Origin of the sequence: Tritonibacter aquimaris, assembly GCF_009617595.1 — a bacterium.
Taxonomy (GTDB): domain Bacteria; phylum Pseudomonadota; class Alphaproteobacteria; order Rhodobacterales; family Rhodobacteraceae; genus Epibacterium; species Epibacterium aquimaris.
The window spans coordinates 67,968-82,097 of the sequence record NZ_WIXK01000010.1 but is presented as its reverse complement, the minus strand read 5'-3'; the positions used below and the strand labels follow the sequence as shown (position 1 = coordinate 82,097).

Annotated in this window: 15 protein-coding genes; 10 read left to right on the top strand and 5 right to left on the bottom strand. The window is 58.1% G+C overall.

Annotation, left to right across the window (positions count from 1 at the left end; translation table 11 throughout):
• Positions 1-14 precede the first annotated feature (14 nt).
• On the bottom strand, positions 15-1,466 hold the full coding sequence (gene zwf, locus GG681_RS15695; RefSeq protein WP_153548979.1) for a glucose-6-phosphate dehydrogenase: 1,452 nt from the start codon (positions 1,464-1,466) through the stop codon (positions 15-17).
• 512 nt (positions 1,467-1,978) lie between these two features.
• Between zwf and GG681_RS15690 the strand changes: the two genes are divergently transcribed.
• From GG681_RS15690 to GG681_RS15660, 8 genes are all read left to right on the top strand, one after another.
• A complete protein-coding gene (locus GG681_RS15690; protein ID WP_235900009.1) occupies positions 1,979-2,524 on the top strand; it encodes a DUF4178 domain-containing protein in 546 nt (181 codons plus the stop codon).
• Positions 2,521-3,819, top strand: a complete 1,299-nt coding sequence (locus tag GG681_RS15685) for a DUF4178 domain-containing protein (RefSeq protein WP_153548978.1) — start codon at positions 2,521-2,523, stop codon at positions 3,817-3,819. The genes GG681_RS15690 and GG681_RS15685 overlap by 4 nt, the downstream gene beginning before the upstream one ends.
• Positions 3,820-3,821: 2 nt before the next feature.
• Entirely contained in the window at positions 3,822-3,980 is a 159-nt protein-coding gene (locus GG681_RS17725) for a hypothetical protein (RefSeq protein WP_194287203.1), read from the top strand.
• Positions 3,981-3,991: 11 nt separating this feature from the next.
• Positions 3,992-4,216, top strand: coding sequence for a DUF350 domain-containing protein (locus GG681_RS15680; RefSeq protein ID WP_153548977.1), 225 nt, complete (start codon positions 3,992-3,994; stop codon positions 4,214-4,216).
• On the top strand, positions 4,213-5,748 hold the full coding sequence (locus GG681_RS15675; RefSeq protein WP_153548976.1) for a polyamine aminopropyltransferase: 1,536 nt from the start codon (positions 4,213-4,215) through the stop codon (positions 5,746-5,748). Before GG681_RS15680 ends, GG681_RS15675 begins: the two co-directional genes overlap by 4 nt.
• Before the next feature lie 195 nt (positions 5,749-5,943).
• Complete coding sequence (locus tag GG681_RS15670) at positions 5,944-6,648, top strand: ABC transporter permease (RefSeq protein ID WP_153548975.1); 705 nt, start codon at positions 5,944-5,946, stop codon at positions 6,646-6,648.
• A complete protein-coding gene (locus tag GG681_RS15665; RefSeq protein WP_153548974.1) occupies positions 6,648-7,358 on the top strand; it encodes an ATP-binding cassette domain-containing protein in 711 nt (236 codons plus the stop codon). The genes GG681_RS15670 and GG681_RS15665 overlap by 1 nt, the downstream gene beginning before the upstream one ends.
• Positions 7,355-8,158 (top strand): substrate-binding domain-containing protein, encoded by an 804-nt coding sequence (locus tag GG681_RS15660; RefSeq protein ID WP_153548973.1) that lies wholly within the window; start codon positions 7,355-7,357, stop codon positions 8,156-8,158. Before GG681_RS15665 ends, GG681_RS15660 begins: the two co-directional genes overlap by 4 nt.
• A 54-nt stretch (positions 8,159-8,212) precedes the next feature.
• Here GG681_RS15660 and GG681_RS15655 read toward each other — a convergent pair whose 3' ends face one another.
• From GG681_RS15655 to GG681_RS15640, 4 genes are all read right to left on the bottom strand, one after another.
• On the bottom strand, positions 8,213-8,692 hold the full coding sequence (locus GG681_RS15655; RefSeq protein ID WP_153548972.1) for a DUF6505 family protein: 480 nt from the start codon (positions 8,690-8,692) through the stop codon (positions 8,213-8,215).
• A gap of 3 nt (positions 8,693-8,695) precedes the next feature.
• A complete protein-coding gene (locus tag GG681_RS15650; protein ID WP_153548971.1) occupies positions 8,696-9,400 on the bottom strand; it encodes a biotin/lipoate--protein ligase family protein in 705 nt (234 codons plus the stop codon).
• On the bottom strand, positions 9,397-10,464 hold the full coding sequence (apbC, locus tag GG681_RS15645; RefSeq protein WP_328593417.1) for an iron-sulfur cluster carrier protein ApbC: 1,068 nt from the start codon (positions 10,462-10,464) through the stop codon (positions 9,397-9,399). The genes GG681_RS15650 and apbC overlap by 4 nt, the downstream gene beginning before the upstream one ends.
• 150 nt (positions 10,465-10,614) lie before the next feature.
• Positions 10,615-12,564 (bottom strand): 4Fe-4S binding protein, encoded by a 1,950-nt coding sequence (locus GG681_RS15640; protein WP_153548969.1) that lies wholly within the window; start codon positions 12,562-12,564, stop codon positions 10,615-10,617.
• A gap of 367 nt (positions 12,565-12,931) precedes the next feature.
• Between GG681_RS15640 and GG681_RS15635 the strand changes: the two genes are divergently transcribed.
• Together GG681_RS15635 and GG681_RS15630 are read left to right on the top strand one after the other, a co-directional pair.
• Positions 12,932-13,471, top strand: a complete 540-nt coding sequence (locus GG681_RS15635; protein ID WP_153548999.1) for a DUF3305 domain-containing protein — start codon at positions 12,932-12,934, stop codon at positions 13,469-13,471.
• Complete coding sequence (locus tag GG681_RS15630) at positions 13,468-14,118, top strand: DUF3306 domain-containing protein (protein ID WP_153548968.1); 651 nt, start codon at positions 13,468-13,470, stop codon at positions 14,116-14,118. The genes GG681_RS15635 and GG681_RS15630 overlap by 4 nt, the downstream gene beginning before the upstream one ends.
• Positions 14,119-14,130: the final 12 nt, after the last annotated feature.

Genomic DNA, 14,130 nt, shown 5'->3' with positions numbered 1-14,130 from the left:
GAATTCATTGCAGATCACGCACCAATCTCTCGCCAGCGGCGATCATCGCGATGCATCAACAGCAATGAATCATCCGGGCCAGAGCCCCCCTGATCATACAGCTGCGGTGCAACGGCGCCGTTCGAGAAGCTCTCGATGATTGGATCTGCCCAGGCCCAGGCTGCTTCGACTTCGTCGCCGCGCATAAACAGGGTCTGATTGCCGCGGATCACATCCATGATCAGCCGCTCATAGGCATCCTGCGGGCGGCCTGCTTCTGGCAGGCTTTCGGCAAAGGTCATATCCAATTTGGCGGTGGTCAGGCGCATGCCGCCGGGGCCGGGATCTTTGATGGTGGTATGGAGCGTGATGCCCTCATCCGGTTGCAGGCGGATCACCAGAACATTGCCTGCTGCCGGGTTGTCGCCTTCAAAGATGTTGTGAGGCGGGTCGCGGAAAAACACCGCGATCTCTGATTCACGTTCGCGCAGGCATTTGCCGGTACGCAGATAAAACGGGGTGCCTGCCCACCGCCAATTGGCCACTTCGACCTTCATCGCGATAAAGCTCTCGGTGGTGCTGTTGGGATTGCCCGCATGATCGCGGTAGCTGTCGCCGCCTTTGTTTTCGCGGTATTGGCCGCGCGAAATATCCTCAGCCGGAACCGGGTTCAGCGCCTCAATGACCTTGAGCTTTTCATTGCGCACCGCATTGGGGGTAAACCGCGCAGGCGGCTCCATCGCGGTCAGGCACAACAGCTGCATCAGGTGGTTTTGCACCATATCGCGCATGGCGCCGGACTTGTCGTAATATTCACCACGCCCGGCCACATCGATGCGTTCGGCCACGGTGATCTGCACGTGATCGATCTGCGACGAGTTCCACAGCGGTTCAAACAGCGAGTTGGCAAAGCGCAGCGCCATCAGGTTCTGCACGGTTTCTTTGCCCAGATAGTGATCGATGCGGTAGATCTGATGTTCTTCGAAATGGGCGCTGAGCGCCGCATTCAAAGCCTTGGCCGAGGCCAGATCATGGCCAAAGGGTTTTTCCACCACAACCCGGCTGTCTTTGGTGCCAATGCCGGTGGATTTCAGCCGCCCGGCAATATCTGCAAACAGGCTTGGCCCAACCGAGAGGTAGAAAGCACGCACAACGCCATCGCGCAGCACTTTGGCCAGATCGGCCCAGCCAGTGTCACTGCGCGCATCCACAGCAACATAGTCCATCTGCGCAATAAAGGCGGCAATGTTTTCTGCGCTGGTGTCTTCGGGATGGCCGAATTCCTGCAGCGCGCTTGTCACCATTGCGCCGAATTCTTCGCGGCTCATCTCGCTGCGCGAGGCTCCGATGATGCGGGCGTTGTTGTCAAACTGGCCAATGATAAAGCGGTGGAACAGGCTGGGTAGGATTTTACGGCGGGCCAGATCCCCGGTGGCGCCAAACAGCACCAGATCAAAAGGGTCTACTGGAATAACGCGGGAAACCATGAGTTCGCTCTTCGCCTCTCTCGAATGGCAACATGGATGTTGCATAGATCATTTTGCGAGCACCCCGATCGGGGCACCTAGGGGGTATAGCCAAGCGCAGTATATCATAGGCCGGGCCAGTACGATGGTTGGTTTCCGATAACCGCGAATCAGTTATCGTAAGGTTGACTGACAGTTAGCGCTAACGGATGCAAAAGTAACGCCCCTATCTCATATTTTTTCCGATGCTGCGCGACCTGGTGCAAACCGCGTGCAGTGGGTTTGGGTCAAAGGCGATGGTTGAGTAGACATAAGGGTGATTTTCCGCAGCGATATACACGCCTAGGTTTCGCTGCGAAACGTGTTGCGGGGGCACCGCGCGCTCCCCACGCAACAGTTTGGGCTTTGACATCTTAAGGTCAGTGTCTATCTAGAGAGCAGGCCAGATTTCATTGAGCCCCAGATCCATTATGCTTGATTTCCAATGTCCCAATTGCGGCGATACCGTTTCACCGGCTTTTAGATCGATCAAAATGATCACCTGCAATTCCTGTGGCACAACTCTGTTTCTGTCAGATCAGGCGGCGCGGGTCGCCGGTGAGCAGGGGGTGATGCATGATGTGCCCATGCTTTTTGGCCTTGGCGATCAGGTCGAATTGCGCAGCCTGCAGTTTTCAATCGTGGGCCATGCGCGATTTTCCTATGGTCGTGGCACCTGGGATGAATTCTGCGCCCTGGATCACGCGGGCGACCCCCATTGGATTTCCGTCGATGAGGGTGACATCATCCTGCAGGAAGAAATTCCAGCCTCAAAATGGCCCCGCTACGATGGCTATCTAAATCTCGGCAGCAGCTGCAGCTATGACGGCACCCGTTTTGATGTGGTGGAGCAGTCGGGGGCAGAATGCGTGGCGCTGCGTGGCAGTTTCGATGAACCACTGAACATTGGCCAGACCTATAGATACTGGAACCTTCAGGGCGAAGACGGACGCCTGCTGTCGATGGAAGAAGAGGGGCGTCAGCGGGATTGGTACATTGGTCACTGGTTCGACCCGTTTGATGTGCGGGTCATCAGATGACACTGAACAATGATGTAAAATCAATCAATTGCACCGCCTGTGGCGCGGGATTGGATGTTTTGGGCGGTGGCCGTGTCACCACCCATATCTGCCCCTATTGCGGTACTGAACTTGACGCGACGGATGATTACCGCGCGCTCAAACGCTTTAACGACAAACCCCGCCCCAAGACGCCCTTTCCCATTGGCACCATTGGCGAAATCAAGGGCGTGCAATATACGGTCATCGGGCTTTTGGAACATGTAGAGTATTGGAACGGGCGCAGCTGGGCCTGGCTCGATCACCAGCTTTACTCGCCTACGCATGGCTACGCTTGGATCACGCTGGAAGAGGGGCATTGCACCTTTAGTCGCCGCTTTCGCAGACCCATAACCTGGATGTCGCCAGATTGGGTCGAACGGGCCGAAACCCGTCCTGTGGTCTATGCGGGGGGCGGGCGCTATAACTACTATGAGACCACCGAGAGCGAAATCAATTATGCCGAAGGGGAGTTCTCCTGGCAGCCTCGGAAACACGATAAAACCTTGACCGTCTCAGCAATGAGCGACACGCAGATGCTCTCGTTTTCCCAAACGGGGTCTGAGCGCGAAGTGACGTTGACCACCTATCTGAGTGCAGATGACATTGCCCAAGGATTTGGTCCAGGTCTCAAGCTGAAACCGGGCAGGGTGCATCCGCTGCAGCCGTTCAAACAGGGCCCCAACAGCAAGTTTTTGCAAAGTGCCAGCGCGATCTATGCGGTGATCTGTGTCCTTGTGTTGTTTGTATTGAGCACGCAGACCGGGCGCGAGGTTTATGCGGATTACGCAATCAGCCGGGCGGAACTGCCCTATCAGGCTCCATTGCAGAACCTCAAAGCAGGCGAGCTGGTTGAACTGACGCTCAGCGGGAACGGGGTAAACACCTGGTCAGGGTTCGAGTTGGAAATCACATCGCCCGAGGATGAGGTTCTGTTTACAGCAGGCCGGGCGGTTGAACGCTACAGCGGACGTGATGCAGATGGAAACTGGAGCGAAGGCCGCAACAGCGCCCAGCTGAGTTTTCGCGCCCCGGTGAGTGGTGATTATGTGCTTTATCTTGACCTCGATAGCGAAGAAGTCTGGCGCGCTAGCGGCGCAAGCAAACCACGCGGGTGGACCGAATTGGGCCTGACAGTGCGTTCGGGAATTATGCATGTGGGTTGGTTGATGCTGGCGGCTTTGGGGTTTGGCGGCGTTGCGGCCTGGCCGTGGCTGCGGGCCAACCGCCATCACAAAGCCCGTTGGCGTCGCAGCGATTGGACGGATGAGGACTGAATATGAACCTGTTTCGCATCATCTTTCTGATCATGGCCACCACCACGGTGGCCGGGGCCAGCTATCTGTCATATCACGGCATCGGTGGCGAAAGCCGGGATGTCTCTAACTCGATCCGGGCCGCCAGCGGTGGCCGCGGGTTCAGTGGCAACGTCAAATAACGGAGAAGGTAATGGATCTTTTTTCCGCCATCGAGCTGACCGAGGTTGTCAGCACCATTTTTTACACCTTCATCGGCATTGTGCTGATGTTTGTGGTCTGGAAGGTGATTGATTGGATCACCCCTTTCCCGATCCTGAAAGAGATTGAACAGGATCAGAACATGGCGCTCGCCGTGTTGATCGGGATGCTTTACATCGCCATTGCCATCATCATTGCGGCCGTGATCCTATCATGACGCAAACGCCTGCGCGCGGGCGTGAGATCTGGCTGCTGCTTGCCACCTTTCTGGTGGCGGTGGCCGGGCTGATTTACGAACTTATTGCGGCAACACTGTCGAGCTACCTTCTGGGTGATAGTGTGCGCCAGTTTTCATTGGTGATTGGGGTATTCCTGTCGGCGATGGGCGTGGGCGCGTATCTGTCGCGTTTTGTCACCCACGCGCTGCGCGGCTTTATCTGGGCGCAGATCCTATTGGGGATTGCGGGCGGCTTTCTCGCGCCGATTGTGTTTTACGCCTATGCGTGGACGGGGGCGGTGGCGCTGCCGCTGTTTGGGCTTTTGATCCTGGTGGGGATCCTGTCGGGGATGGAAATCCCGCTGATTGCCCGCGCGCTGAAAGACATCGGCGTGCCGGAGTTCCGCTTTGAGAATGTGCTTAGCGTGGATTATGTGGGCGCGCTTGCAGCCTCTGTCGCCTTTCCGCTTTTGATCGTGCCGCAGCTTGGACTGATGTCGGCAAGCCTTGTGTTTGGGGCGCTGAACCTCTGTGTTGCTGGCTTGTCTTTGTGGCTGTTTCGCCCTGAAACCATGCGCAGCCAATGGGGGGTCTGGGGGCTTGCCTTGATGCTGACGGGCGCGGGGCTGTGGCAGTCTGAACGGCTGGTGAATGTGGCCGAGGCCGCGCTTTATGAAGACGATATTATCTTTAGCGAGACAACAGCTTATCAACAGGTAACCGTGACCCGATTTCGCGACCGCGTGCGCCTGTTTCTGGATCATTCGATCCAGTTCGACAGTTTCGATGAATACCGCTACCACGAGACGCTGGTGCATCCCGCCATGGCACAAGCCAGCCGTCGCGCGGATGTGCTAATCCTTGGCGGTGGTGATGGCATGGCCGCGCGCGAAGTGTTGCGCTGGGCTGACGTAGAGCGGGTCACGCTGGTGGATCTGGATCCCAAAGTGACCGAAATTTTCCACCGCAATGATGATATGGCAGCACTGAACAACGGTGCCTTGCGTGATTCACGTGTCACAGTGAAAAACGGGGATGCCTGGCAGTTTGTAGAACATGAGACGGCGCAGTTCGACGTGATCATTATTGATCTGCCAGACCCTAAGAACCTTGCACTGTCCAAACTATATAGCCGCGCCTTTTACAGCCTGCTGATGGAGCGGCTGAGCCCGCGTGGGGTGATGGTCACACAAGCGGGATCACCGTTTTATGCGCGCGAGGCGTTTTGGTCGGTGCGGGCAACCCTGGCTGCGGCGCGCAATCCGGTACGGCCGGGCGCGGGGCTTTGGACGTTGCCTTACCACGCCTATGTGCCAAGCTTTGGCGACTGGGGCTTTGTTATGGCTGCGCCTTATGCTGCAAAAGAGGTGGCAGTTCTGCCGGAAGGTCTGCGCTATCTGACGCCTGAAACCTGGCAGCAGGCGCAGGTGTTTGGGCCAGACACTGGTGCCCTGCCAGTTGAGATAAACCAGCTGCAATCTCATGCTTTGGTTGGATATTACCTAGAAGGCTGGGCCCGCTGGTTTGAATAGGGCCAAGGGCTGTTAGGACTGCATTGGACAGGATGACCCTTCTGTATCGGGTCACAAAGCAAGCGTCGGACATTCTGTCAAATCTGGCGTGCGGTGGTATTTTGTGTCTTTTTTCTGCGCAGCCCCTGTGGTTTGCATCAAAAGACAGTTTTTGACCGTTAACCATAAGCAGCCAGTTGAGGAGCAACAGCCGGAATGACGGAATTGTGGGATGGAATCGCGCAGGCCATCTGGCTGGTGCTGACGCTGGATGGTGATCTGGTTGAGATCACCCTGCGTTCATTGCGTGTAACACTTTCGGCATTGCTCATTGGGTCTTTGATTGCGCTGCCTTTGGCGGCTGTGTTGGCGGTGCGCCGGTTTCGCTGGCGGCGTCCAACCATTGCGGTGCTGAATGCGCTGATGGGGTTGCCACCAGTGGTGGTGGGGTTGATTGTCTATGTGATGCTGTCACGGGCCGGGCCGTTTGGTGTGTTTGGCCTGCTGTTTACCCCAACGGCGATGATCATTGCCCAGGTGGTGATTATTGTGCCGCTCATTGCCTCAATCGCGCATCAGTCCCTGCGTGAGTTGTGGAGCGACTACCACGATCTGCTGATTTCGCTGCATACAACCCAGCGCCAGCGGGTGATGACGCTGTTGTGGGATGGGCGGCGCGCGCTGTTAACGGCGGCTTTGGCGGGCTTTGGCCGTGCCATTGGTGAAGTTGGTGCCATTATGGTTGTCGGTGGCAACATCGACCATCACACCCGGGTCTTGACCACGGCGATTGCGCTTGAGACCGGTAAGGGGGAATTTGCCCTCGCGCTGGGGCTTGGGTTTGTGCTGATCGCCATGGCAGTGATTGTAAACCTCTGTATCCACTGGCTGGGGCAGACCGAACGCACGGGGCGCTGGTGATGAGTTTGTTGCCGATGATTGCCACTGCGGCCACGGTGCGCCGACGCGGAAAACGCCTGGTGGGCCCGGTTGATCTGCGCCTCGAAGGTGAGGGCGCGACGATTGTGATTGGCCCCAACGGCGCGGGCAAGACCTCGCTTTTGAAGATGCTGCATGGTCTGTCGCGGTTGAGCAGCGGTGAGCTGCGCTGGAACTGCGCAATGGAAGACGCCCACAAACATCAGGCGTTTGTGTTCCAGCAACCGGTGATGATGCGCCGAACTGTGGTGGAAAACGTGGCCTATCCGCTGCGTCTTGTGGGGATCTCGCGCAAAGACGCGCGCGCCCGAGCCTTTGACTGGGTTAAACGCATCGGGCTTGAGGCTGCGGCGGAACGTTCGGCCACGGTGCTTTCGGGGGGTGAACGACAGAAGCTTGCGCTGGCGCGCGCGCTCATTCGCAAGCCAGAAGTGCTGTTTCTGGATGAACCCTGCGCCTCGCTTGATGGGCGCGCCACCCGCGAGATTGAGGCGCTGCTGCAAGAGGCGGTGCAGGATGGCACCCGGCTGGTGATGTCGACCCATAATCTGGGTCAGGCGCAGCGACTGGCGACGGAGATCGTGCTGGTTGCCCGTGGTGAAATCCAGGAACATCAGTTGGCCAGTGATTTTTTTGCGGGGCCAAAAACCCCTGAGGGATGCGCGTTTTTAAGAGGAGACATCATCGAATGAAGAACCTGCTGTGGGGCGCGTTTGTGGCGCTGGCATTAAATGGTGCTGCAGTGGCGCAAGAGATGAAACTGGCGGTGACCACGTCGTTTCACAACTCTGGTCTGGCAGAAATCCTGCTGCCGGTGATCCAGCAAGACACCGGGATCGAGGTGCAGCTGTTGGTGGTTGGCACCGGTCAGGCAATCCGGCTGGGTGAAGCCGGTGATGTGGATGCGATCCTTGTGCATTCCAAGGCAGCCGAAGAGGCCTTCCTGGCGGCAGGCCACGGCACCCATCGTCGTGAGATCATGTATAATGATTTTGTGTTCATTGGCCCCAAGGGTGATGATGCAGCGCTTGGCGGTGCAACAACTGCGGCGGATGCGCTGCAGAAAATCGCCACAGCTGAGGCTGCGTTTGTCAGCCGCGGCGATGACAGCGGCACCCATAAAAAAGAGTTGGGTCTCTGGTCGTCTGCCGGTCTTGATGCGGGTGCGTTTGGCAGTTGGTATCGCGCCGTTGGTGCCGGTATGGGGGCTGCGCTGAACACCGCTTCGGGGATGGACGCCTATATCATGTCGGATCGGGCGAGCTGGTTGAACTTTGGCAACAAGGGCAATCTTGCGCTGCTTTATGCGGGGGATCCCGTGCTGTTTAACCAATATGCGTTCCTGCCGGTGAACCCGGAAAAACATGCGCATGTGAAAAATGATCTGGCAGCAAAGCTTGAAACCTGGCTGGTTTCAGACACGGCCAAAGAGCTGATCAATAGCTATAAAATCAATGGCGAGACACTGTTTGTGTTCAACGCCAAACAATAAGCGCCATGATGAACAAAAAGCCCCCGATATGTTTCGGGGGCTTTTTTTGTATGTTTAGCTGTCCGGGGTGGCGTGGATGGCAAATTGCTCCAGCCCTGCGGATTGTGCTTCAATCGCGCGGAAGCTTTCTTTGATGCCAGCCTCTGACATCTCGCGGGTCAGCGTCAGCAATGTGTTGGGCGCGTGGTCTTCGCAGAGCTCCGCCATTTGCTGCAGCTCTTCTTTGGCCACGGGGCGGGCGGCTTCGATGTTTGGGGCGCCGTAAAGCTGCACAAAATGCTGCGCCAGCAGATCCACCAGCGTGTCAAATTCCTGCGGCTCGATCTGGGTCACCGCAACAAAGGTCACGCGTCCCCCGGTTTCGAGCCCCATCCAGCCGTTGGCAAAGGCCTGACGCTGTTTGCCAACCAGATCGCCTTCGCTCCAGTTCGAAAATTCAAACCCGCCAGACAGGCACCATTCGCCAGTACGGGCCGGGGTGGCAAAGACATTGAGATCGCTTTCGTCAAAATGAATGGCACGGGCCAATTGCATTGCTCAGTCCTCCAACAGGCTGGTGAGGGGCAAAAGCCCGGTGGTGTCGCCCTTGCGCAGCAACATGCCAAAGTCTTCGTCGACGCCAAGGAAGGTTCCGGTCTGGCCGTTTTGGGTGATGTCTTCGCCGATGCCCTGGGCCAGACCACGCCATTCCCCATGCAGGGCTTTGGCGCCATCAGGCTCTGCCCAGCGGGAGATCCAGTGCAGGCAGTGGCGCGCCCAGGCTTCCAGCAGCTCTGGCGCTTTGACCTCGGCGCAGCCCTCGGCATAAAGCGCGGTGTCATCCGGGGTGAGCCCGGTGTCATCAGAGTTGGGCCAAAGCCGTAGCGAGAGGCCAATGACCAGCCAATCCGGCACCGCATCGGGGTTTGGATCACTGGCCGCGATCTGCAGGCTGCCGCAGCGCGCGCCATTGACACGGATGGTGCCGTCCCATTCCAGATGCACGGCGACCTCTGGCGGGGCCAGCGCGCCCAATGCGTTCTGAAAGCCAACACCACAGGCGGGCAGCATCGCCATGGCCTTGTGCAGCGCCACCTCGGGGGCGAGCACCAATGCTGCTGCCAGACGATCGGTGCCAAGGTTGTAGACAACCAGCCCTGCGTCACAGCCTAAAACCGCCTTCTGACAGGCGATATCAAACGGTGCGTCCTGACCATCAACCGCATGCCCTGACATCAAAGGTGGAAAGGTTGGTGCGCTCATACCTGCTCTTTCGCGATCAGATCTTCGGCGATCTGCTGGAACACGCGCGCCTGCGGGCTGTCAGGTTTTGACACCACGATGGGCGCGCCACCATCCGCGGCAACACGGACATCCAGATGCAGAGGCACTTCGGCCAGAAGCGGCACGCCGAGTTTGTCAGCCTCAGCCGCAACGCCGCCGTGGCCAAACAGATGCTCTTCATGGCCGCATTTGGAGCAGATATGGGTCGACATGTTTTCAATCATGCCAACGATTGGCACATTGAGTTTCTGGAACATGTCGATGCCTTTGCGCGCATCAATCAGCGCCACATCCTGCGGGGTAGAGACGACAATCGCGCCATCGACCTGTGCTTTTTGGCTCAGGGTCATTTGCACGTCGCCGGTGCCGGGCGGCAGATCCACGATCAACACATCCAGCGCGCCCCATTGTACCTGCATCAGCATCTGTTGCAGCGCGCCCATAAGCATCGGTCCACGCCAGACCACAGCCTGATCGTCATTGGTCATAAGCCCCATCGACATCATGGTCACACCGTGGTTGCGCAGCGGCAGGATGGTTTTGCCATCCGGGCTTGCAGGGCGGCCGGAAACTCCCAGCATGCGGGGCTGTGACGGGCCATAGACATCAGCATCCAGCAGACCCACCCGTTTGCCAGCCTGCGCCAACGCACAGGCGAGGTTGGCGGATACGGTTGATTTGCCAACGCCACCCTTGCCAGAGGCCACCGCGATGATGCGCGCAACGCCGGGGATTTTCTGCGGGCCTTTGGGTTCAGCCGGGCGCGAGGGCTTTAGATCTGGGGGCGGCGCTTTGGTGGTGTGCGCGGTCATCATGGCAGAGACGGCGCTGACCCCTGCAAGGGCTTTTACCTTGGTTTCGGCCTCGGCGCGGATCGGCTCATAGATCTCGGCTTTTGCGGGATCGATTTCCAACACAAAGCGCACGTTGTCAGCTTCAACGTTGAGGGCGCGTACGATCCCTGCGGCCACGATGTCCTGACCAGAACTGGGGTCAGACAGGGTTTTCAGGGTTTCGAGGATTGTTTCACGGGTAACGGACACGTGGTCTGCTCCTTTGGTCTTTTGCTCTGCGCGAAGGCACGCAGGTTTCGCTATTGCTACCGTAACACTGCAGGCCAGGCTTCGCCACTTGACGCAATGTCACCATCAAAGAACCGGTGATCAGCTTGGCGGGGCCTGCAGTGAAAGGGGTTAATGATCGCGGCGCTTGCTGAGATAGTCATCAGTTGTGCGCACTTTGGGGCGGGGGGCGCCGGCCATGGGCGCGGAGTGCTGGTGATACTGGGCGGCAACGCGGCAATTGTCACACATCTGGATCATGCGCGCGGCCGCGGGGTTGGCAAACATGGCGTGGTTGCCTGCCAGTTTCGCCATTACTTTTTCAATGGTGGATTTCACGCCAAATGGGGTGCCGCATTCAACACATTCAAACGGTTCTTCCTCGTTCAGGATCTCTTGCGACAGCGCTGCCGGGGCGAGGTTGAGGCGCGGCTCATAGGCGATCGCATCCTCGGGGCAGGCGGTGGCGCAGAGACCGCATTGCAGGCAGGCGTCTTCTTGGAAGCGCAGCTGGGGTTTGTCTTCGTTGTCGAGCAGCGCCCCAGATGGGCAAAGCGACACACAGGACAGACAAAGCGAGCAGGCGTCAGTATCAACAAGCACCGCGCCATAGGGGGCTTTTTCTGGCAGCGGCAGGCTCTGGGCATCGGGCTGTAGTGCTTTGGCGGCTTGCCGGGTGATCTGGCGGCGGGTGCCAATCGGGCGGATGGGCGTATCAAGCGCCGCCGGGAATTCAGCGTCAAACAGGGCGTCAGACAGCGCGTCGGGATCCGCTAGATCAAGGATCGCGGCTTTTGTTTCGCCCGCGATAGCCTGGGCCAGCTCCAGCTCATAGAGCTGCACGTCACGCTCCACCTTGGGAGAAAGCAGGATATCCACCTTGGCAAACCCCGCCGCCAATGCCGCAAGAATTTCTGCGTGCCCAAAGCTGTTGAGCGCTTCAACCTCCATTGGGATCACATCAACGGGCAGGCCCCGGCCAAACCGTGCGCTCATCTGGATCATTTCGGTGCCGTGGGTGTTGACCACCAAAAGGCGCGGGTTTTGGCCACCTGCGGCGAGATAGGATTTTGCGAGGGTCTGGATGCGCACAAACAGGCTTTCGGTGGGCGGCGCATCATAGGTCAGCGCGCCAGAGGGGCACAGGCTTGCGCAGGAGCCGCAGCCCGCGCAGACCATCGGATCAATGCTGACATGTTCGCCATCAGAAATGATTGCACCGGTGGGGCAGACATCCAGACAGCGGCTGCAGCCATCCTGGCTGGCACGGGAATGGGCGCACAGCAGCGGTTCATTGCGAATGTAGAGCGGCTTTTCAAAGGTGCCGATGAGCTGGCTTGCGGTCAGGATGGCATCTGCCACAGCCTGCGGGCTTTTGGGGGCGGGGCGCAGGTAGCCCTCGCGTTTTTCGGGGGCCGGAAATAGCGGGGTGCCACCGGTGAGATCGAGTATGATGTCGCATTCCGATTGGCCACCATCGCGCGGCGCTGTCCACTCCCAGCTGCGGCCGGTGATATCCAGTTGTGACAGGGCATCAATGCGCACGACAAATTGTCCAAGCGCGCCTTTGGCCTGATGCAGCTGGCCGCGGATCACATCAAAATCACGATGCAGCGGCGCGTCACCCATGTCGCTCAAAAGGACTGTTACCCCCAGCGTGTCTTTCAGGCGTTCGGCTGCGGGGAGCGCAGTTTCAGATGGGCCAATGATCAGGCAAAGACCATGAGAATGCACATCCAGCGTCTTCATTGCCGGGACAGTTAGGGCGCTTTCAGCAACAAGCGCGGACATTTTGGGTAGTGCATCACCGCTATCAGCGCTCCACCCGGCCCGGTCACGCAGGTCGAGAAACAGGGGCTCGGCGCTCTCAATCTCGGCGGCCAATTCGGTGAAAACCCGGCTTTCCTGGGTGCAACAAATTGTTGCCTCACCCTGTGCCAGATGCTGGGCAGCCAGTTCAATTTCATCGCCGCACAGCGCCGTGTGTACCTTGGAACATGTGCGGTTGGTTGTGGTTGATAGACGGTCGGCGTCTATCGACAGTGTTCCAGAACAATCACACAAAATCAAAGGTTTATCCATTTATTCCTCGCTGGATTTTGGGCTGGTTGAGTGGCGAATACACAGGCGTTTCTCATCCTTGCTACACCTGATTCTGGGACGGCGTAAACCGTTTTCAAGCGGCGAAATTGATCGAACAGTGGCTCTGGAAAGCCCAGTGATTCGGTTTCTGAGGGGTGTTTTTTTAAACCTAGAAAAACACTCGAATTAGACTTTTCGTCCGGCCTTGCATGCGGCGGTATTCCGAGCTGCCCAATTTGTCCAAAAATGTCGAAAAACCCCGCTGGCGCTGATTTGGTGGTTTTGGCGGCTTGTCCGGGTGCGGCAATATTGTCGGAACTTTTGGAGAGCCCGAAATTTGGCCCGAGATTTTGAGAAATGTGAAACCATGCTGCTTGGCGTTGTTGTCCGTCGCGTGCCGGGGGTAACACGGTGGGCGAAATGGGTGTGGAAAGTGGTTGCGGTTTTGCCCGGCGCTGGGCCTGCGCAATGGCAACTGATGCGCGAAGAAGGGGAGGCGCGGGAATATCACGCCGCCACCGTGCCGCTTGAACTGCACCGCGCCGAGGCTGAAGCCTATAAAACGGGTCTCACGGCTACCCCGCCAAGCGTTTATGTGGTGATGCGCGAAGATACATCCCAAGATCCGCCGCTTGAGGTGACATTGGTGACCGCATCTCCGTATGAGGCGCAGGATTACGCCGACAGCGGTGAGGATCTGGTCGAAAAGATCCCAATGCCGGATGGTTTGGTGGCTTGGGTGCGTGAATTTACCAACGCCCATTTTGTGCACGAAGAGTTCAAAAAACGCCGTCGCGACAAACGTACCGTTGGGGACGCTGAGGACGGTATTGGCGATGTGCGGATCAAGCAGGTTGCGGATGTGTACCGCGCCCCGGGTCAGCTGCGAAAGGAGCGTTTGCAATGAGCACGTTCTGGGCGCGTCGGAAAGAAGCCGTCGAAGCAGAGGCCAAGGCAGATGAGGTCGCAACGCAGCAGGTTGAAGAAGAGCTGCGCGAGCAGGAGCTTCATGAGCTGAGCGATGAAGAGATCCTGACCAAGCTGGACCTTCCCGATCCTGACACATTGGGAGAGGGCGATAATTTCAAAGTGTTTTTGAACAAAGCGGTGCCATCACGTATCCGCACCCGTGCTTTGCGCCGTTTGTGGCGGGTGAACCCGGTGCTGGCCAATATCGATGGCCTGGTGGATTACGGCGAGGATTTCACCGATGCGGCCCTGGTCGTTGAGGGGATGGAAACCGCCTACCAGGTTGGCAAAGGTATGCGCGCCCACGTCGAAGAGCTGGCGCGCAAGGCGTTGGAACAGCCTGCCAGCGAAGATCTCGCGACGGCTGAGGCTGCGCCAGAGGATCCGATCCTAGACGACACGTCAGACACGCCAGGAACGTCAGGCGCGGCGGGCGAAGACGTGATGGACGACAAAATCACCACGGCCGAGCCAGCCACACCAGCGCCTGCTGACCCCTTTGAGGAAGAGGCGCTTCCGGTGGTGATGGGGCGTATGCGTTTTCAATTTGACAATGCGCCGGTTGGCGACGCGCCCGTGAGCTGAGGAGGGAAACAG